The 17,675-nt window shown below is 61.5% G+C and carries 21 protein-coding genes; 13 read left to right on the forward strand and 8 right to left on the reverse strand.

The genetic code is table 11. The features are described 5' to 3' along the window. Positions 1-24 precede the first annotated feature (24 nt). The 4 genes from ACWF6P_RS05905 to ACWF6P_RS05920 all read right to left on the reverse strand — a co-directional run bounded on the left by ACWF6P_RS05905 (position 25) and on the right by ACWF6P_RS05920 (position 2,603). On the reverse strand, positions 25-489 hold the full coding sequence (locus tag ACWF6P_RS05905; protein ID WP_378447348.1) for an RrF2 family transcriptional regulator: 465 nt from the start codon (positions 487-489) through the stop codon (positions 25-27). Between the two features lie 61 nt (positions 490-550). Beyond that, positions 551-1,315: an SDR family oxidoreductase gene (locus tag ACWF6P_RS05910; RefSeq protein WP_452620347.1), complete on the reverse strand. Its 765-nt coding sequence runs from the start codon at positions 1,313-1,315 to the stop codon at positions 551-553. A gap of 74 nt (positions 1,316-1,389) precedes the next feature. Continuing rightward, entirely contained in the window at positions 1,390-2,286 is an 897-nt protein-coding gene (locus ACWF6P_RS05915; RefSeq protein WP_452620348.1) for an LLM class F420-dependent oxidoreductase, read from the reverse strand. Next, the gene (locus ACWF6P_RS05920) at positions 2,283-2,603 is read right to left on the reverse strand and encodes a GYD domain-containing protein (protein ID WP_007729728.1); all 321 of its coding nucleotides are present in this window, start codon (positions 2,601-2,603) and stop codon (positions 2,283-2,285) included. The genes ACWF6P_RS05915 and ACWF6P_RS05920 overlap by 4 nt, the downstream gene beginning before the upstream one ends. An 81-nt stretch (positions 2,604-2,684) precedes the next feature. Here ACWF6P_RS05920 and ACWF6P_RS05925 point away from each other — a divergent pair, with 81 nt between their 5' ends. From ACWF6P_RS05925 to ACWF6P_RS05940, 4 genes are all read left to right on the forward strand, one after another. Next, on the forward strand, positions 2,685-2,867 hold the full coding sequence (locus tag ACWF6P_RS05925; protein WP_007729726.1) for a hypothetical protein: 183 nt from the start codon (positions 2,685-2,687) through the stop codon (positions 2,865-2,867). Between the two features lie 44 nt (positions 2,868-2,911). Beyond that, positions 2,912-3,727, forward strand: a complete 816-nt coding sequence (locus tag ACWF6P_RS05930; RefSeq protein WP_452620349.1) for a DUF72 domain-containing protein — start codon at positions 2,912-2,914, stop codon at positions 3,725-3,727. Positions 3,728-3,797: 70 nt separating this feature from the next. After that, entirely contained in the window at positions 3,798-4,322 is a 525-nt protein-coding gene (locus tag ACWF6P_RS05935) for a hypothetical protein (protein ID WP_378628457.1), read from the forward strand. Between the two features lie 33 nt (positions 4,323-4,355). Further along, positions 4,356-4,811, forward strand: a complete 456-nt coding sequence (locus ACWF6P_RS05940; protein ID WP_452620350.1) for a PPOX class F420-dependent oxidoreductase — start codon at positions 4,356-4,358, stop codon at positions 4,809-4,811. A gap of 2 nt (positions 4,812-4,813) precedes the next feature. Here ACWF6P_RS05940 and ACWF6P_RS05945 read toward each other — a convergent pair whose 3' ends face one another. Beyond that, a complete protein-coding gene (locus tag ACWF6P_RS05945; RefSeq protein ID WP_378628459.1) occupies positions 4,814-5,254 on the reverse strand; it encodes a winged helix-turn-helix transcriptional regulator in 441 nt (146 codons plus the stop codon). 120 nt (positions 5,255-5,374) lie between these two features. On the opposite strand from ACWF6P_RS05945, the gene ACWF6P_RS05950 reads away from it, so the two are divergent. Beyond that, positions 5,375-5,779, forward strand: a complete 405-nt coding sequence (locus ACWF6P_RS05950) for a PaaI family thioesterase (RefSeq protein WP_069145498.1) — start codon at positions 5,375-5,377, stop codon at positions 5,777-5,779. A gap of 1 nt (position 5,780) precedes the next feature. Here ACWF6P_RS05950 and ACWF6P_RS05955 read toward each other — a convergent pair whose 3' ends face one another. Then, the gene (locus tag ACWF6P_RS05955) at positions 5,781-6,296 is read right to left on the reverse strand and encodes a MarR family winged helix-turn-helix transcriptional regulator (RefSeq protein WP_230817536.1); all 516 of its coding nucleotides are present in this window, start codon (positions 6,294-6,296) and stop codon (positions 5,781-5,783) included. A 58-nt stretch (positions 6,297-6,354) separates the two neighbouring features. Here ACWF6P_RS05955 and ACWF6P_RS05960 point away from each other — a divergent pair, with 58 nt between their 5' ends. Both ACWF6P_RS05960 and ACWF6P_RS05965 read left to right on the forward strand, forming a co-directional pair. Beyond that, positions 6,355-7,788: an FUSC family protein gene (locus tag ACWF6P_RS05960; RefSeq protein WP_452620351.1), complete on the forward strand. Its 1,434-nt coding sequence runs from the start codon at positions 6,355-6,357 to the stop codon at positions 7,786-7,788. A gap of 75 nt (positions 7,789-7,863) precedes the next feature. Next, on the forward strand, positions 7,864-8,463 hold the full coding sequence (locus ACWF6P_RS05965) for a TetR/AcrR family transcriptional regulator (protein ID WP_452620352.1): 600 nt from the start codon (positions 7,864-7,866) through the stop codon (positions 8,461-8,463). 21 nt (positions 8,464-8,484) lie between these two features. Here ACWF6P_RS05965 and ACWF6P_RS05970 read toward each other — a convergent pair whose 3' ends face one another. Further along, positions 8,485-8,925 (reverse strand): VOC family protein, encoded by a 441-nt coding sequence (locus ACWF6P_RS05970; protein ID WP_378447339.1) that lies wholly within the window; start codon positions 8,923-8,925, stop codon positions 8,485-8,487. 175 nt (positions 8,926-9,100) lie between these two features. Between ACWF6P_RS05970 and ACWF6P_RS05975 the strand changes: the two genes are divergently transcribed. Continuing rightward, entirely contained in the window at positions 9,101-10,264 is a 1,164-nt protein-coding gene (locus ACWF6P_RS05975) for an alpha/beta hydrolase family protein (protein ID WP_452620353.1), read from the forward strand. Positions 10,265-10,328: 64 nt separating this feature from the next. Here the strand turns inward: ACWF6P_RS05975 and ACWF6P_RS05980 are convergent, their stop codons facing one another. Then, positions 10,329-11,060, reverse strand: coding sequence for a TetR/AcrR family transcriptional regulator (locus ACWF6P_RS05980; RefSeq protein WP_378447337.1), 732 nt, complete (start codon positions 11,058-11,060; stop codon positions 10,329-10,331). Positions 11,061-11,206: 146 nt separating this feature from the next. On the opposite strand from ACWF6P_RS05980, the gene ACWF6P_RS05985 reads away from it, so the two are divergent. The 5 genes from ACWF6P_RS05985 to ACWF6P_RS06005 all read left to right on the forward strand — a co-directional run bounded on the left by ACWF6P_RS05985 (position 11,207) and on the right by ACWF6P_RS06005 (position 17,672). After that, positions 11,207-12,229: an ABC transporter substrate-binding protein gene (locus tag ACWF6P_RS05985; RefSeq protein WP_452620354.1), complete on the forward strand. Its 1,023-nt coding sequence runs from the start codon at positions 11,207-11,209 to the stop codon at positions 12,227-12,229. Continuing rightward, on the forward strand, positions 12,226-13,773 hold the full coding sequence (locus ACWF6P_RS05990; RefSeq protein WP_452620355.1) for a multicopper oxidase family protein: 1,548 nt from the start codon (positions 12,226-12,228) through the stop codon (positions 13,771-13,773). The genes ACWF6P_RS05985 and ACWF6P_RS05990 overlap by 4 nt, the downstream gene beginning before the upstream one ends. Before the next feature lie 10 nt (positions 13,774-13,783). After that, on the forward strand, positions 13,784-14,131 hold the full coding sequence (locus tag ACWF6P_RS05995) for a plastocyanin/azurin family copper-binding protein (protein ID WP_452620356.1): 348 nt from the start codon (positions 13,784-13,786) through the stop codon (positions 14,129-14,131). Positions 14,132-14,220: 89 nt separating this feature from the next. After that, on the forward strand, positions 14,221-15,942 hold the full coding sequence (locus ACWF6P_RS06000) for an ABC transporter ATP-binding protein (RefSeq protein ID WP_452620357.1): 1,722 nt from the start codon (positions 14,221-14,223) through the stop codon (positions 15,940-15,942). Next, a complete protein-coding gene (locus tag ACWF6P_RS06005) occupies positions 15,939-17,672 on the forward strand; it encodes an ABC transporter ATP-binding protein (protein ID WP_452620358.1) in 1,734 nt (577 codons plus the stop codon). Before ACWF6P_RS06000 ends, ACWF6P_RS06005 begins: the two co-directional genes overlap by 4 nt. Positions 17,673-17,675: the final 3 nt, after the last annotated feature.

Here is a 17,675-nt window from a genome sequence, read left to right on the forward strand (position 1 = left end):
ATGCATCGTGAAGCGTAGACGACTCTAGGGCGAGATCGGTTCCGTCAGGATCTTTCTGAGGGCCGGAAGGTCCAGGGTTGCAGCTAGATCGGCAATCGTGACCCCCGACAGTGATGCGCGCCAGGCTTTTTCGGCGTCAGCCATGACTTTGGCTATTCCGCAGGCGGAACGGCACTGCTCGGGCGGAGCGGCGAGGATTCCTTGCTGCCGAATCTCCGTGCACCGGAAAGCAGGTTCGGTGCCGTCAACCGCCTGTACGACGTCGAGAACCGTGATGCTCTCGGGAGCCCGGGTGAGAACGTACCCACCGTCTCGGCCCTCGGTCGGATTGACCAGACCGGCGTGCGCGAGCGCTCGCAGATGCTTCGCCAGGTATGTCTTCGACACCCCGTGAAGTTCGGCGAGTCTGGCTGTGGGTACCGGCCCCTCGGCCTGGCTGAGAACCACACAGCAGTGGAGTGACCACTCCACGCCTCCGGAAAGCTTCATGATTGGACTCTATCGACGCCGCGGAAAGCGGTGCGGGTCGGACATCGGTCGAGGGTGAACGTCAGGCCTTCTCGGCAAGCCACGCGTCGTATGTTGTCGGCGCAATCCATGCATCTGCACCGGGTGTCGGGGTGAGTGCCGAGTTGTCGAGTTTCGCGCCGAAGTAGCCGGCCTCGGGATCGGAGATCACCGAACGCTTGTCGCCGGTGACGAGGAACAGGCGCCGGACCAGTTCGTCGATGCCCAGCGGTTCGGGCCCGGCAATCTCGACCGTGCCGTTTTGCGGCGCGGCGGTCACTACCTCGGCGACGTGAGAAACGACGTCTCGAGACGCGATGGGTTGCAGATGTCCCGGCGTTGCGTGGACAGCGCCGTCGGTGGTTCCAGAATCGGTGGTTCCCGCGTCGGCGATTCCGGCGACGAACTCGAAGAACTGGGTCGAGCGGACGATCGTGTAGGGGATCGGGCCCGCTTTGACCAGGTCTTCCTGGGCGACCTTGGCTCGCATGTACCCCGAATCGGGCAGTCGATCGGCACCCACGATGGACAGAATGACGTGGTGCCCGACGCCTGCCTTCTCTTCGGCGGCGAGAATGTGGCCGGTTCCGTCACGGAAGAAGGCCAAGACGTCTTCGTCCGACCAGGACGGGGAATTGGTCAGGTCCACGACGACGTCGGCGCCCTCGACGGCTTCGGCGATACCTGTGCCGGTGGTGATGTCGATCCCGTCGGCACGACCGAGTGCCTTCACGTCGTGCCTGGCATCAGTGAGCTTGGCCGCGACCTGGCTTCCGATGAGCCCGTTCCCGAAAATGACGATCTTCATGATTTTCTCCTTTACTCGGATAAGTCATGTCCAAGTATACTCGGACATGACTTATCCAAGTCAAGGTTGTCTGGTCAGTCGAAGAGTTCGGCGGCCAGTGCTTCGTAGGTCGCGAGCGGATCACCCTCGGCAGGAAGTGCTTGGATCGCAACGTGATCGGCACCCGCCGCGACATGCTCGCGAAGTCGATCGGCGATGGACTTCGCGGTACCGCGGGCAACCAGAGCGTCGATGACGCGATCGTTTCCCTCGTTGGCCAACTCTTCGGGTGCAAAACCGAGGCGCTCGAGATTGCTCGTGTAGTTGCGCAAATGCAGATAGGGGTTGGCGACGGCGGGACGTCCGATTGCTCTGGCCTTCTCCGGATTGGTTTCCAGAACAACCTTGTGCTCAGGGGCAAGAATCTTCGAAGGACCGAGGATTTCACGAGCTTCGGCGGTGTGTTCGGGGATGGTCAGGTACGGATGCGCGCCGGCAGCGCGATCTGCGGACAGTTTCAACACCTTCGGTCCCAGTGCGGCGAGGACGCGCCGCGATTCCGGGACCTGGGCCTCGTCGAGTTCGTCGAGGTACGACACGAGCGAGGCGTACGGCTTGGTGTAGTCGCCGGTCGCCTCCGGATGTCCGACGCCTACACCGAGCAGGAATCGCCCCGGATGCGCGGCTTCGAGTCGGTGATAGGACTCCGCCACCTCAGCCGCAGGTGAGGACCAGATGTTGACGATTCCTGTCGCCACGGTGATGTGCTCGGTCGCGTCGAGAAGTTTCTCGGCGATCCGTAGATCGGCGCGTGGTGAGCCGCCGATCCAGATGGTGCCGAAACCGAGTTTCTCGATCGCTGTTCCCAGTTCGGGCGGCAAACCAGCCGCTCCTCGCCAGATTCCGTAGGTGCCCAGGTCAGGTGCATTCGTAGTCTCCGTCACAGCGGGTGCAACTCGGCTGCTGCCGGGATCTATTCCTTCCGACGTCATTTGCCCGGCGCGCGGTAGTCGGTCGGTCGCTTGACTGCCTCGTCGATCTGCTCCGGTGTAAGCAGTGTGATCGACTCCGAGCGGGCTGCACCTGCCGCAGCTGTACGAATGCTCAATGCGGCGGCCGCGACGTCGTCCGGCAGGTTGCCGATCACGAACATGTCGTGACCGCCCAGCGCGAAGTGGCAGGATTCGACTGTGCCACCGATGCTTTCGACCATTCGCGTTATCGCGTCGCGCCGCGCAGTGCCTCCCTCCTGCTGTAGACCGGCGGCGCCGGAGGGTGAGTACGTCACTTGCCAGAGGTATTTCGGCATTTCCACTCCTTGCTCGGGATTGGTACTTCGATCGTGTACCCGTAGGGCGCTCGGTGGCAATGGGTAGGGGACAATCACGGCATGGTTGGAACTCCGGTGATCGTGACTATCGTGTCCGTGTGTGTGGGTTTTGTGATCTTCATGCTGGCTGCCAGTGGTGCACGCGGAAAGTGGGACCGTCGCCTCGTGATCGCGTTGTTCGTCGGCGCGGTGGTGTGCCTGACCGTCGTACCGGTATCCGTCGCGCTCAGCGCCGGAGTTTGAAACACGCAGTGTCAAAACGCTCGAGTGCCGCTTAGTCTGAAGCGATGGCAGATATTCGGGTAGGTATCTCCGGGTGGACGTATCCCGCGTGGCGCGGAGATTTCTATCCGAAAGGTCTTGCTCACCGCAAAGAATTGTCTTATGCCGCAGAGAGATTGACGTCGATCGAGATCAACGGCTCGTTCTATGCGCTGCAGAAGCCGGAAAGCTACACCAAATGGCGCAGTGAAACTCCCGAAGATTTTGTGTTTGCCATCAAGGGCGGCCGGTACATCACGCACATGAAACGGCTGCTCGACGCCCGCGACGGACTCGCGAACTTCTTCGCCGCCGGGACGCTCGCTCTCGGTCCCAAGCTCGGGCCGATTCTGTGGCAACTACCTCCGACGCTGCAGTTCGAACCGCGGCGGTTGGCGGATTTCTTCGACGGTCTTCCCCGCACCACCCAGGCTGCAGCCGATCTGGCAGCGCAGCACGACGACAAGCTGACCGACGAGAGAGTGTTCGCGCAGACGGAGAAGGATGTACCGATCCGTTACGCGGTGGAGGCGCGGCACGCCAGCTTCGAGACCGACGAAGCCGTGGACCTGATGCGCGAGCACTCCATCGGTTTTGTCGTTGCAGACACCGCCGGCAGGTACCCCCGCATCACCACTCCGACTACCGACTTCGTCTACGTGCGGATGCACGGAGACAAGGAGTTGTATGCGAGTGGGTACACCGACGAAGCTCTGGACAAGTGGTCCAAGCGATTTCAGGCCTGGGCGGACGAGGGTCTCGACGTGTACGTCTACTTCGACAACGACATGAAAGGCTTTGCGCCGCACAACGCAATGTCCTTGTTGGGGCGGCTGCACTGACGGATCGTCTGGCCTGTCGGTGGGCTGTGGCAGGCTTCCGCGTGAACGCGAAGACCGAGGAGACACCACGATGATGCCCGAACAGCGGACGCCCGAACAGTGGATGCCAGAACAGGGCTGGCCGGCGGCTTGGCCGAACGTGGCCCGTGACATCGCCGATGCCACGGCCGACGCACTCGTCGCGGTCCGGGCGGCAAATCGTGACGGATTGCTCGCCGCCGTCGAAGAACTGCGCGGGCTCTCCTTCGAGCAGGTCAGCTCCGTTCACGCGGCGATCGTGCGCGAATTGCTCGAGGACACGCATCCGGACGGCTTGTCCAGTGAGGACGTGCAGGATGCGCTGACTACTTGCGCCAAGTCCACGATCGTGTGGCTGCCGGATCTGGACGTGCAGGCACTGGCCGCGGTCTACACCGGGGCGCTCGGGATCTCGGATCTGGAAGACGATTCGTTCCGCATCGGGCACGGCGCGTACCTGCGTTCGGCGGTCCTGGTCATCGGGAGCTTGTCCACAGGAGTGAAGAAAGCTCAGAGCGCCTACATCATTCGTGCAATCGGCGAAATCGCACGTGCTCAGACCATCGAGATGCCCTAGGCGTCAGCTCGTAAATCGAATTAGGCTGAGGCCATGTCCAAGATCGCCAGCGCAGATCGTGTGTCGTTTGCAGAACTCCTCGAATTCGTCAGGCCGCGCCATCGGGCCACCTTCGTGACGGTGAAGAAATCGGGCGACCTGCAGATCTCGCCGGTGACGTGTGGTGTCGACGACGAGGGTCGGATCGTCATCTCCACGTACCCGGAACGGGCCAAAGCGGCGAATGTTCGACGGACGCCGGCGGTGTCTCTATGTATCCACTCTGACGAGTGGAACGGTCCCTACGTCCAGGTGAACGGAACCGCGGAGTTGATCGATCTCCCGGATTCGGTGGAACCGTTGGTCGACTACTACCGATCCATCGCCGGTGATCATCCTGACTGGGACGAGTACCGCGAAGCCATGCGCAAGCAGGGCAAGAGCCTGATCCGTGTCACCGTCGACTCGTGGGGTCCGATCGCAACCGGCGGGTTTCCGCCCGGACGTTGACGCTATCGAGCAGGTGGCGAGAGTTCGACTACGTGCGCGTCTCTGGCGGCCAGCGGCTCTTTGCAGTGTGCGCACACAACTTGGGCGTGCATGATTTCACCGCAACGATGCTCGACGACGGTTGGCGGCGGACCCGTCGTCGCAAAGGTGTCTCCCCATTCCATGAGTGCCATCAGGATCGGGTAGAGCGCCTTCCCTGATTCGGTGGCGACGTATTCGTAGCGCGGCGGATGTTCTTCGTACCGACGCTTTGCGAGGACGTCGGCGTCGACAAGGGTGCGCAGACGCGCGGCGAGGATGTCGCGGCTGGCTCCCGTGCCCGCGGCGATCTCGTCGAACCGTCGTTGCCCGAGAACGATTTCTCTGAGCACCAGAAGTGACCACTTCTCGCCGACGACCTCCAAGGCGTTGGCGATGGAGCAGTTACGTCCTTTTGCTGCCATCGTGTCGGTGTCCTTATTGGTTGAAGACGTTAGTTGGGAAATCAAACTTAGCACTTGACGGCACGTATTTCGGGGCGGAAGGTGAGTCGAGAAATCCAACCGAGCAGATGAGGGGTCGACATGACGGAATTGAATCTCGAGGCAGCAAGCGGATTTGTTAGTGCCGCCGGATTGCAACTGGACGAGGTCTCCGGCACCAAGGTTGTCGGGCACATCGATCTGTCCGAGGCACACCACACTCCGTGGGGCGTTGTCCACGGCGGCGTTTACACGACTGCCGTCGAGTCGGCCGCGAGCATCGGGGCGAGTACCGCAGTGGCGGACCGTGGCGAATTTGCCGTCGGTGTGCACAACGGAACGGATTTCCTGCGCGCCCGCACGGGTGGGCGCGTGGACGTCGTAGCTCTCCCGATTCAACAAGGACGGGTTCAGCAGTTGTGGTCGGTGGTCATCACCGATCCGGAATCGGGCAAAGAGGTGGCACGCGGTCAGGTGCGTTTGCAGAACGTACCGCTGCCGAAGTAGGTCAGTCCCAGATGCCTGAGTCGATGTTGAGTGAGATTCGTTTGAGCAGTGCCGTCAGTTGGGCTCGTTCGCTCTCGTCGAGTCCGGTCAGAACCTGACGGTCTCGCTCGACTCGTCGGGGAAACTCTGCCTCGACCAATTCGCGACCGGCATCGGTGAGTTGAAGCAGAACCACCCGCCCGTCGTGTTCGAAACGCTGACGCTCGACAAAGCCCAGTTTGGCCAGGCGGTCGGCGTGTTTTGTGGTGGCGGCGCCGCTGACCATCGTGACGGCGGTGACCTCGCTCGCTCGCAGGGGACGGTCGCTGCGAGCGAGTGCGCTCATCACGTCGAATTCGGCTCGAGAGACTCCGCTCGATGCCAGCGCCCGGTCGAGCTGGTGGAGAGACTGCGCGTTGATGCGGGCGATCCGGCCCATCACCTCGACGGGAGCAGTGTCGAACTCGGGGTAGGCGCGCTTCCATTCGCGACGGACTTTGTCGATGAAGTCGTCTTCGGATCTGTTCGCCGCGCCCATGGCCCCATCTTAGCGACAGATTTCACATTACTTCACAAGTAATTTACTAGTGAAATAAATGTATGCTGGGTGGGTGACCCGAACCGAAACCGCAGCCAGGACGCCCAGCCGTCTCACTCATTCGAGTGAGGCCATTGCACATACCGTCTCCGGGGCGACGTGGCGAGCGGCTTTTCGTATCGGATCCGCGGACGCGACCATCGCCCCGGCGATCAGGGTTGGACTCGCCACCGCCGTAGTCCTCGTGGTCGGCGGACTGCTCGGGCATCGGGAATTGGCCGGCTTCGCGGCCTTGGGTGCGCTGTGTGCCGCTTTCGGCAGGTACGAGCCGTATCCACGGTTGGCCGGCAAGCTGGCAATGGTGGGCGCTGCACTGGTGGTTTCGATTGCCTTCGGCGGCGCCATGGGTGTCGCGGGCGTTCCGATATGGGTGCAGATCGGCATCCTGTCGTTGCTTGCCGGTGCGTCGTATTGCTTCATGTCGGGCTTCCGGATCACCGGGCCGGGGCCCGTCATCCTCGTCTTCGCAGCGACCGGTGCAGCCGGATATGCCTCCAGCTTCGATGATTTGGCGAGGTTGGTGACTGTCGGTGCGCTCGGAGTTCTGGTCGGGTGGATAGCCGCGATGCTTCCGGCACTCGTGTTGCCGATGGGACCTGCTCGCCTGGCAGTGGCCCGTGCCGTCTCTGCCGTCGGGCGCCTCGAACAGTCCGGCAAAGACGGAGTGGACCCAGCACTCGCATCGATTGCCAACGCGCGCTTGGTCATTGCGTCGAGTGGCCGAATCAAGTCGACCGTCGATCACGGACGCGAACTGGTCGCAGTGCTCGACGAAGCAGAAGCGGCAGTTCAGGAGTGGCAGTTGCACGCCGACGCCACCCTGATTCGCAGCATCGCTCGGCACGAGAAGGAGCTTCGGAAGCTCAAGCGTTCCAGCATGATCGAACACGACCTCGCGCCGGCACAGACCCTGGCCGCACCCGAAGGCTATTTTCTCGAAGGATTGAATCGGCTGTATTCGCGCCCGGTGCGGATGAATGCTCTGCGCATCGTGGCAGCGTCGGCTCTGGCCGGTTGGCTCGCGGCGGGAGCCGGGTTGGAGCATCCACTCTGGGCGTCGATGGGTGCCATCGCAGCGATGCAGGGGCTGAACTACAAGCAGACCGTCCAGCGCGGGATTCAGCGGTTGGTGGGAAATGTCGGTGGCGCCGTCGTCGCTGCTGCTCTCATCGCATTGACGCTCGGCTACTGGCAAGCGGTTGCCGTGGTCGTGATTCTGCAAACCGCTGCGGAGCTGCTCGTGATCAAGAACTATGCACTGACATCACTGGCCGTCACCCCGATGGCACTGCTCCTCATCGGTTTCAGCGCTCCGATCGGGACCGAAGCGGCAGTGGCTCGCGTCGCGGACACCCTCATCGGCGTGGTGATCGGTGTTGTCGTCGCCGCAGTGACGATCAGTCGATCGGATCGCCAGCACGTCACCGTGTAACCGGTACTACCGTGTTTCCGGTACTGCTGTGTTTCCGGTACTGCTGTGTTTCCGGTACTGCGTAGGCTCCTGCAGGTGGAGGACAGCACGCCGATCGACGGCCGAAAACTGCGTTACCAGCATCGCCGTGCCGAATTGCTCGAGCAGGTGACCGCGTATGTCACGGCGAACGGCGTCGGTGAACTGTCCATGCGGCCGTTGGCCAAGGATCTGGGGATCAGTCATGCGACACTCATCCATCATTTCGGTTCGAAGGAACAACTGCTCACTGAAGTAGTCGCCACCCTGCGAGACAGCTCTTCTCTCGACATCTCTTCCGGGACCGACATCGTCGAGATGTTGACGAGTAACTGGAATGGGCGCACATCAGCGGAATCGTTGCCGAACTTTCGCTTGATGTTCGAGATCTACGGACAGGCGTTGTTGCATCCGGAGCGGTATCGCGAGTTTCTCGAACACGTAGTGGGGGACTGGTTGGGTGGTTTGGCAGATGCTGCGCTCGCGCATGGATGTCCACCCGATCGCGCTGATCGCTACGCGACGATCGTGTTGGCGCAGATTCGCGGGCTGACGCTCGATCTGGTGACCACCGGTGACCGCGTCAGAATCGACGCGGCGTTCGCCGAATTCGCGGCCGCGATGGGCGCTCTGGCCAGCTCGTGGAAGGCGATCTGACGGCCCAGTTGCCGTGACGCTTCAGGCGATCTGCTCGAACAGGGACACGATGATCCCTTCAGGCCCCCGGACGTAGGCCATTCGCACGCTGTTCTCGTACTCGCCGATCCCGCCGATGAGCCCGTACCCGTCTGCAGCCACTGCGTCGACCGCCCCTTGGAGATCGCCCACCTCGAAAGAGACATTGCGCAGCCCGATCTCGTTGGCCATCGGAGCAGGCGATCCGGGTATGTGGTCGGGCGTGACGAACGACGAGAGCTCCAGCCGTGACCCTTCGCCCGGCGGGCGCAGCATTGCGATTTCACACTTGGCTCCAGGGATACCGCAGACGGTTTCGACGAACTCACCCTCCACGGATCCGGTGCCCTCCAGTTCGAGGCCAAGTCCGACGAAGAACGCCGTCGCTGATTCGAGGTCCGCGACGGTGATGCCGATGTGGTCGAAACGCTGTACATGTGCCATGGATCCATCCTCCTACTGTTTCTTCGTGCCGGTTCGATGCTAGGTCGGAGTCACGGCCGGGATTTCGACATGTCTCTATTGTCAAACTGCAAAATTTTGCTTGACCGATCGGTTAAACAAAATCTACGATAGCGTCCAACGAGGTCGCCCATCGCACGAACCGGAGTCGTCAGACGTGAAATTCCAGTCGAAGTCGTTCGCACGCATATCCATCGCAGCCCTCTGTGCTGCAACGATCGGCTCCGCCGTTGCTGCGCCCATCGCGTCCGCACAGGCACCGAGCGCGTCGCAAGCCACGGGCACTCTGGTGTCGAGTGAGCCGCTACCGAAAGATCTGTGGATTCCGGGTACCACCGACGCTAAGCGATTCACCTACTGGACCATCGGTTCCAACGGCGGGCCCGCGCTGAGCAGTGGCGCCTACTACGTCCCGGCCGGTCCGGCACCGGAAGGTGGGTGGCCGGTCATCGCGTGGGCGCACGGCACCACGGGACTTGATGATTCCTGTGCCCCTTCGTTGGTCGGTCCCGGCCTGCCCGAGCGTGACTACCCCTACCTGGGGCGTTGGCTCTCCGAGGGCTACGCCGTAGTTGCCACCGATTACGTCGGTCTGGGAACACCGGGACTGATGCCGTATCTCGACGGAAAGGTGGAGGCGCACAGCGTCGTCGACTCGGTCAAGGCGGCTCGGGTGATCGACCCCACCATCTCGAATCGGTGGGCAGTGGTCGGGCAGTCGCAGGGCGGCGGTGCGGCCATCACGACGGCGCGCTACGCCACCGAATACGGTGGGGATTCTCTCGACTATCGCGGCGGTGTGGGTACCGGCGTGCCGGCCAACATCGAGTTGACGCTCCTGCCTGCAGGTCCGGGCTTCCCGCCCATCGCCCTCGGCGGCGGCTTGACCTCGTACGCGCTCTACATTCTCGCAGGCCTGCGCGAAGCGCACCCCGAGATCGACCTGAACTCGTACCTCAACGAACTGGGCAGGGAAAAGGTCGACTCGGCCGAAAAACTCTGCGCCGCAGACTTGGACGAGGCGTCCAAGGATCTGGTGCTCGGTGACATCTTCTCCCGCCCGCTCAGTCAGATCCCGAACTTCCAAGGTCTGTTAAACGATTACATGGGTGTGCCGACGAGCGGATACGACCGCCCCATTTTCATCGGCCAGGGTCTACTTGACGTGGATGTTCCTGCACCGTCGGCACTTTCGCTGGTGGCAGCGTTGGTCGCCAACGGTGAACCGGTAACCTTCAAGACCTACAACACCGATCACAGCGGTGCTTTGGTCGAATCGCAGGCTGACACGATTCCGTTTGTCGCGAACCTGTTCCGTTAGGCATACCGAGAATCCAGATCATCCGAGGGGTCGCTGTCGCACAAGGGCGACAGCGACCCCTCGGTCATTTCTGTGACTCTTTGATTGCGTCCAGTCGCGCTTCGAGACCGTCGAGGACGCGGTCGAGTGTGTAGCGATAGTGTTCTGCCCGTGTCGCTTCCGCAGTATCCGGTGGCCCCGCGAACTTCCCGATCAGTGTCTCCATCGATGAACGGGGATCGGCGGGCCCGTCGTTGCTCAGTCGTTCCAGCATCGCGCTGTGATCGGGTGAAGGCTGACCGCTGGGAATCCGCCTGGCGTCGTTCATGGCGATCAGCGTGGTTGTCGAGGTGAAGGCGACGGTGTAGGCCTGGGCGGCTTCCGCTCCGAACCCGGCGTCTGTCAGCGATGCCAATCCGGCCTCCATGAGTACGCGGCTGCGCTCGGTGGCAACTCCGTTCATCAGCAGCCACTGCGCCGCGCCTGGACACTCGATCAACGCTTCTCGCATCTGCAAGAGCAGATGTGTCAACCATTGACGCCAATCTTCTTCTGCGGACGGCACGTTCACGGCCGACATCGCACTGTCGACCACCGCCGCCGAGAGTGCTTCGCGATCTCCGACGAGTCGATAGACGACGGAGAACGACGTATCGAGTTCGCCGAGCAGCTGCCGCAGCGACCAGCCATCGACTCCGTGCTCGCGACTGAGCCCGAACGCAACGGTCAGCACTGCGTCCGCAGTGATCCCGGTGTTGTAACTCCGGCGGCGCTGTGATTTCGCGGCGGGCTTCTTGTCAGGTGATGGCGCAGTCATGGTCCGACCGAGCTTAGCGGCGTCGGATCGGGTCGCGTAGTCGGCGCAAGCGATTGACGGATGAACTTAGGTGAGGTTTACTTGCCAAATCCGAGCAGTGCTCGGATTTGTGCGAACCTCCCGATTTTTCGAAGCTGAAGGACACCATGAAGTTGAAAACGCGACCCGGCTATCTATCAAGGCTGGGTGCTTCGCTGCTGGTCAGTGTCGTTGCCCTGACTGCGGCCGCCTGTAGCTCCAGTGAGGCAGGGCCGACGACGGAACCGGTAGAGGGAACGCATGCTGTGTCCCACGAATTCGGTGAGACGTCGGTTCCGGACGACCTACGGCGGGTTGTTTCCCTGGACGAATACGCCGCACTCGGTCTCCTTGCCGTCGGCATTACGCCCGACGTGGTCTTCACGTCGTGGGGATCGGAGATCGGCCAGGACATCCTGGCGTCCGCGGGTACCGAGGTGGTCACGGTGCCGCCGCTCGGTGCGCCCCCGATCGAGCAGGTCCTCGCCCAGGATCCGGGACTGGTCATCTTCACGTCGATGGGTGATCGTAGCTACTACGACTCCCTCGCATCGACCGTCCCCACAGTGCCGGTCCCGGCCGTCACCACTCCGTGGCGTGAGAATCTTGCCTTCTTCGGTCGTGCTTTCGATCGTCAGGCGGTCGCCGACAAGTTGACTGGCGCTTTGGAGAGCAAGATCGCTGACGTCTCTGCTCACTCCGGTGGTGAAACGAACACAGTATCGGTGTTGATGAGCAGTTCAGGAATTCTCGCCACCACCACCGAACAGGCACCGCCGTCGTTGTTGTTGGCGGAGAGCGGCTTCGGGCGTCCGGAATCCCAGCGAACCAACGCCGCTGGAGGTCTGCCGTATGCACCCTTGTCCGATGAAGCAATCCCCGCGCAGGACGCTCGGATCGTGGCCGTGTTCGACGAGGGCGTGTACGAGTTCGGCAAGGTTGCCGGTGTTCCCGGATTCTCGAGTCTTCCAGCGGTGCAGGAGAACCGAGTGGCCAAAGTCAACGGAGACATGTGGCTCGCTACTCATCCTTTCGCCACCTTCTGGATGATCGAGGACATGGATGCCATGGCTGCGGGCAATCTGGCTGGTGCGGGTACCGAATCTGTTGCCGCGAAGCGCTATCAGGATTTCACGGCGCTGACGGCATGAGTTCGAGTGCGTTGAGTCGGCGTCTGGCTCTGAAATGGGGAGCGTTGACGCTCGGCTCTGCGGCTCTGAGTTCGGCGGCATTGAGTGCGTGCAGCCGCGGTTCGGCGAACGAAACCAGTTCCGAAATTTCGCCGTTCGACGACGAGGTTCGTGCTGCCGAGCAATTGCGTTTTCGTAGCGGACATACAGTCGAACGAAACCTGACATCTACGCCGGCTCGGGTGAGCCTGGGCGGTAGAGAGGTCGACACGTGGTCGTACGGCGCAGAAGCGGTGGGCCCGGAGATCCGAATCTCCAAGGGAGACCAGCTCAAAGTTCGGTTGCAGAACAATCTTCCGGCGGAGACCTCGGTTCACTGGCACGGCATTGCGATCCGCAACGACATGGACGGTGTCCCGCCGATCACCCAGGAACGAATCCAACCAGGCGCGGAATTCACCTACGACTTCGTGGCCCCGGACCACGGAACCTACTGGTACCACTCTCATTCAGGGTTGCAGGCTGATCGAGGGCTCTTCGGTGCGCTCGTGGTCGAGGACCCGAACGATCTGACCGGCGCCGACGAGGACGTTGTCATCGTGATCGACGACTGGCTCGACGGGCTGGGAACAACCCCGGATGCAGTTCTTCGTGCATTGTCTCCGGAAGTGCAGGGAGGACACCACGGGCACGGTGGAACCCCGCCGGAAGTCGACGATGCAGAGATCGACTCTGCTGCAGTACTTCTTGCGGGCGGACACGGAAGTTCGACGGCACTCGGCGGAATGGCAACGCACATCACCTACCCCTTGCATCTGATCAACGGACGACCGGCGGAAGATCCGTTTGTCGTCAGTGCGCCGGCCGGAACGCGGCTCCGACTACGGGTGATCAATGCCGGGGCGGAGACTCCGTACCGTTTCTCGGTTGCCGGGCACGAGTTGACCGTTGTCAGCGCTGACGGGCAGGACGTCGCTCACGCAGTCGGAGAGGAGATTCTGATCGCACCCGCGCAGCGATACGACGTATTGGTGACGGTGCAGTCCGGTTCGTGGCTTATTGCCGCGAAGGTGGAAGGGAAGCCAGGTGGAGCCGCGTGCCTGCTCCGGACACCGGATTCGGTAACGAGCGTCGATCTGACTTCTTCTGCAGTGCTGTCAGGTTCCGGCGGTCGACTCGTTCTGGAGTCGGAGCTTCGCCCGTCAGGCGCACGGGAACAGAGGGTGCCGGATCGTGAGTATTCGGTGGATCTCATTCAGGCCGGCGATCGATATGTCTGGGGAATGGCGGGCGCCGATGCAGGTCGGTTGATCATGAAGCAGGGCGAGCGGATACGAATCGTCATGAACAACAACACCGATATGTGGCACCCGATGCACACCCACGGCCACACCTTCTCGGTTCCCTCGTACGGTGGGCTTCGCCGAGACACCGTGATCTCGCTTCCGCGTACACAATTGGCGATCGACTTCGACGCCGACAATCCAGGACGGTGGATGTTCCACTGTCACAACGCGTACCACTTCGAGGCCGGGATGACTGCCGACCTCCACTATGTTCGATGAGGAGAGTGCAATGTCAGTTCGCACCGGGTTGACCACATTGTTCGCTGTTGCAGCGGTGTTCACACTGACGTCGTGCGGTGACGATTCGACGGGATCTACCGAGCAAGCGCCGGTCGAGATCTCGGTGAAGAACCTTGCGTACACACCGGACTCCGTCACGGTACACAAAGGACAGACCGTCACGTGGATTTTCGAGGACCAGGGTATGCCACACGATGTCGTGTTCGCAGAACTGGGGACCAAGAGTGAGCTGCAAGGAAGTGGAACCTACAGTCAGACCTTCGACACAGTGGGAACCTTCACGTACACGTGCACACCACATCCGAACATGACCGGCACGATCATCGTCGAAGAGTGAGTGGCGCAATGAAAGTGAATGAGGCTGCGGCCTCGGAAGATTCGACTGGTCTCGTCGACCGAGACGCTTTGGGTAGGATGATCGCGCCCGTGAGAAATCGACTCCTCCTGGGGGCTGGTTTGTCGGCGCTGTCGGTGCCGCTGCGTTTCCTGCCCTACGTAGCGGTGGTCGAGATCGCGCGAGTGCTTCTGACCGACGCGTCGTTGAATCTGGTCTGGTGGTGGGCCGCGATCGGCGCAGCGGGCACAATTCTCGGTTTTGTCGTCTACAACGCGGCCCTGACGGTGTGTCACACTGCCGACGCGCATTTCAAGTACTCGATCCGCTCGCGTATTGCTCGGCATCTGTCTCGAGTTCCTCTGGGATGGTTCGCAAACGGTGGAACCGGCGAAGTGAAACAAGCGATGACCGACGACGTCAAACGGATGCATCTCCTCGTCGCCCATCTTCCCGCCGACGTGGCGCCTGCCATCCTGTCGCCGCTAGTGGCTCTGGTCTATCTGGTGGCGATCGACTGGAAGTTCAGCCTGGTCCTGGTGGGCTACATCGGAGTGTGTCTCGCTCTTGCCGCGCCGTCGATGCGCAGAGCGTATCGAACGAACGTCGACTCGTGGAATCTTGCGATGTCGACATTGACCTCTGCAACAGTCGAACTGGGTGACGGTATCGAGGTCGTCAAGACCTACGGGAATGGGAGTCGAGCGTTCGCGCGCTACTCGAGCGCAGTCGATTCGATGGTCGCGGTGTGCGTGCGCTGGATGTCGGGGATGGGAAGACCGGTGGTCGCGATGTCGATCCTTCTCTCGCCGGCGGTACTCATCGTGGTTATCACGGGGTCGGGGATCGCACTGCTTTCCGGGGGTTGGGTTACCCCGGTAGCTCTGGTGGCTTTTCTCGTCGTCGGAACAGGCGTTCCATCTTCGGTTCTCCACCTGGGAACGATGGCCAACCTCTACCGCGAAGGCCAACTCGGAGCGACCCACGTCGAGAGCATTCTCGGCGAAGAAGAGCTGGCTGAACCCCGGGAGCCGGTCTCGGCTCGCGGTACCTTGGTTGAATTCGATTGCGTCGGATTCGAATACACCACTGGACAGCGCGTCCTCGAGAACATCTCCTTCGAGATGCAACCGGGCACCGTCACCGCGATAGTCGGACCGTCCGGCTCCGGAAAGACCACGTTGGCGCGTCTACTTCCGCGGTTCTGGGACGTGACGGATGGATCTATTCGCCTCGGTGGAAGCGATTTACGAGATCAGTCCAGTCGTGAAGTCTTGAAATCGATGGCTATCGTCTTCCAGGATGTTGTGCTCTTGCGGGACACCGTGCGCGAGAACATTCGGCTCGGCAGACCAGATGCAACGGATTTGGAAGTGGAGACAGCGGCGAAGCGGGCGCAAATTCATGACGTGATCGTGCGACTGCCAGACGGGTATGACACAGAGATCGGTGGTGGTTCGGGCGGTGAGCTGTCGGGTGGGGAGAAGCAACGCCTGACGATCGCCCGCGCCATCCTTCAGAACCCGCCGATCGTCATCCTGGACGAGGCGACTTCGCAGGCCGATCCCCACAGTGAATCGGCTGTTCAACGCGCCCTGGGCGAGATCAGCGCAGACGGCGGCACCCTGATGGTGATCGCTCATCGACTGCACACCGTCCGATATGCAGATCAGATACTCGTTCTCGACGCCGGACGGATCGTGGAAAAGGGTACGCACGAACAGTTGTCGGCACTCGGCGGAACCTACGCGCGGATGTGGGCGCTCCAGAACCCCCTCGTCGAAGACATATCTCCGCGAAAGGCGCTGCAATGATTCGAGACCTGGACGAAATCCTCGGGCGCGACAATGGGATGCGAGGTCAGATAGCGGGTTTCACGCTCGCCGGGATACTCGAGGGTGTCGTCTTTGCACTGATGATTCCGATACTGAAAGCGGTGGTTCGCGGCGATTACGACGCCGCAGTGCCGTGGGTTGTCACGGCTGCTCTCGTGGCGGTGGCCTGTGGCGCCGTACGGTGGATCGCCGAGAATCGGGCGTACCGCATCGGAATCGAGGGTTTCGCCGGTGGAATCATGCATCGCCTCGGTGAGCACTTGGTGCAGGTTCCGCTCGGGTGGTTCAGCAAGGCAAACCGTGGAGCGTTCACTCGCCTGGTCACCGAGGGCACGGCAATCTTGATGAGCATCCCGGGGATGATCATCGCGCAACTCGTCACTGTCACCGTGACTCCCGCGACCGTGGCGATCGCTGTCTTGTTTGTGGACTGGCGACTGTCCCTCGCGATGGTCGTGTTTGTTCCACTGGGAATTCGGGCTTACCGCAATGTGCAGCGGGCGGTTGTGCCCGAATACGAGACGATTGGCAAGAGCGAATCCGAGTTGGCATCGCGCGTCGTCGAATATGCACAGGCACAGCAAGTTCTACGCTCGGCCGGAAAGAGCGACGAAGGCTGGAATCGGCTGGACGACGCTCTTGTGTCCAATCGGGATGCGCACCTGCAGGAAATCGGTTCGGTCGACAAGTATCTGCTGCGGTTCATGATCGTCGTTCAGGTTGCCTTTCTCACCGTGCTGGCTCTGGCGGCACTGCTGGTCACCACCGGGTCCATCGACACCGCAAGCGTGATAGTTGTTCTCGTGTTAGCCGTGAGGTTCGTGGAACCGATGCAGATGCTCGCAGGGTTCGGCGAAGGGATCTCACTGGCTCGGGTGTCGCTCGGATCCGTCCGAGAGATGATCGGCGTACCGGTGCTGGCGGAGCCCGAGGTATCGAAAGAGCCCACGTCGTACGATATTCGGTTCGATTCGGTCACCTTCGGCTACGGGTCCGTCTCCGTGATCCGCGACCTCAGTCTCGAGTTCCCGGAAAGTTCGGTCACCGCTTTGGTCGGCCCTTCCGGTTCCGGAAAGACCACGCTGGTTCGGCTGATCTCGAGATTCTGGGATGTCGACGAAGGAACGGTAGCGATCGGGGGAGCGGATGTTCGCGAGATCGGAACGCGTGCGCTGATGACGCGGATATCGACTGTCTCGCAGCAGGTTTACCTGTTCGACGGAACCATTCTGGAAAACGTTCGGTTGGCGAGACCGGATGCCACGGAGTCGGAGGTCCGCCAAGCAGTGAGCGATTCCCGACTCGGCGAAGTGATCGATCGTCTGCCGAGCGGTGAAGAGACAAGGGTGGGTGAAGGGGGATCACTGCTGTCCGGTGGTGAACGTCAGCGGGTCTCGATTGCGCGGGCATTTCTCAAAGACACTCCGATCGTTCTTTTCGACGAAGCAACTTCTGCCCTCGACGGAGAGAACGAAGTCGCGATCACCGAGGCGATTCACCGCTTGGCTCGTGGTCGAACCGTCGTGGTGATCGCTCATCGCCTGTCGACTATTCAGGGAGCAGATCACATCGTCTACCTCGAAGACGGTGGGGTCGAGGAGGTCGGTACCCACGAAGACCTGATCGCGCGTGGTGGAAAGTACTCGGATCTGTGGGCCGAGCGCAGTGGCGCGGAGGGATGGAGGATCGACCGAGCACCTAAGCGGTGAAGA

The organism is Rhodococcus sp. NPDC055024, from assembly GCF_053608585.1.

What these genes read in the sequence shown, in the direction of transcription:
- ACWF6P_RS05905 (WP_378447348.1), bottom strand. Translation starts at nt 489, where the DNA reads ATGAAGCTTTCCGGAGGCGTGGAGTGGTCACTCCACTGCTGTGTGGTT.
- ACWF6P_RS05910 (WP_452620347.1), bottom strand. Translation starts at nt 1,315, where the DNA reads ATGAAGATCGTCATTTTCGGGAACGGGCTCATCGGAAGCCAGGTCGCG.
- ACWF6P_RS05915 (WP_452620348.1), bottom strand. Translation starts at nt 2,286, where the DNA reads ATGACGTCGGAAGGAATAGATCCCGGCAGCAGCCGAGTTGCACCCGCT.
- ACWF6P_RS05920 (WP_007729728.1), bottom strand. Translation starts at nt 2,603, where the DNA reads ATGCCGAAATACCTCTGGCAAGTGACGTACTCACCCTCCGGCGCCGCC.
- ACWF6P_RS05925 (WP_007729726.1), top strand. Translation starts at nt 2,685, where the DNA reads ATGGTTGGAACTCCGGTGATCGTGACTATCGTGTCCGTGTGTGTGGGT.
- ACWF6P_RS05930 (WP_452620349.1), top strand. Translation starts at nt 2,912, where the DNA reads ATGGCAGATATTCGGGTAGGTATCTCCGGGTGGACGTATCCCGCGTGG.
- ACWF6P_RS05935 (WP_378628457.1), top strand. Translation starts at nt 3,798, where the DNA reads ATGATGCCCGAACAGCGGACGCCCGAACAGTGGATGCCAGAACAGGGC.
- ACWF6P_RS05940 (WP_452620350.1), top strand. Translation starts at nt 4,356, where the DNA reads ATGTCCAAGATCGCCAGCGCAGATCGTGTGTCGTTTGCAGAACTCCTC.
- ACWF6P_RS05945 (WP_378628459.1), bottom strand. Translation starts at nt 5,254, where the DNA reads ATGGCAGCAAAAGGACGTAACTGCTCCATCGCCAACGCCTTGGAGGTC.
- ACWF6P_RS05950 (WP_069145498.1), top strand. Translation starts at nt 5,375, where the DNA reads ATGACGGAATTGAATCTCGAGGCAGCAAGCGGATTTGTTAGTGCCGCC.
- ACWF6P_RS05955 (WP_230817536.1), bottom strand. Translation starts at nt 6,296, where the DNA reads ATGGGCGCGGCGAACAGATCCGAAGACGACTTCATCGACAAAGTCCGT.
- ACWF6P_RS05960 (WP_452620351.1), top strand. Translation starts at nt 6,355, where the DNA reads ATGTATGCTGGGTGGGTGACCCGAACCGAAACCGCAGCCAGGACGCCC.
- ACWF6P_RS05970 (WP_378447339.1), bottom strand. Translation starts at nt 8,925, where the DNA reads ATGGCACATGTACAGCGTTTCGACCACATCGGCATCACCGTCGCGGAC.
- ACWF6P_RS05980 (WP_378447337.1), bottom strand. Translation starts at nt 11,060, where the DNA reads ATGACTGCGCCATCACCTGACAAGAAGCCCGCCGCGAAATCACAGCGC.
- ACWF6P_RS05985 (WP_452620354.1), top strand. Translation starts at nt 11,207, where the DNA reads ATGAAGTTGAAAACGCGACCCGGCTATCTATCAAGGCTGGGTGCTTCG.
- ACWF6P_RS05990 (WP_452620355.1), top strand. Translation starts at nt 12,226, where the DNA reads ATGAGTTCGAGTGCGTTGAGTCGGCGTCTGGCTCTGAAATGGGGAGCG.
- ACWF6P_RS05995 (WP_452620356.1), top strand. Translation starts at nt 13,784, where the DNA reads ATGTCAGTTCGCACCGGGTTGACCACATTGTTCGCTGTTGCAGCGGTG.
- ACWF6P_RS06005 (WP_452620358.1), top strand. Translation starts at nt 15,939, where the DNA reads ATGATTCGAGACCTGGACGAAATCCTCGGGCGCGACAATGGGATGCGA.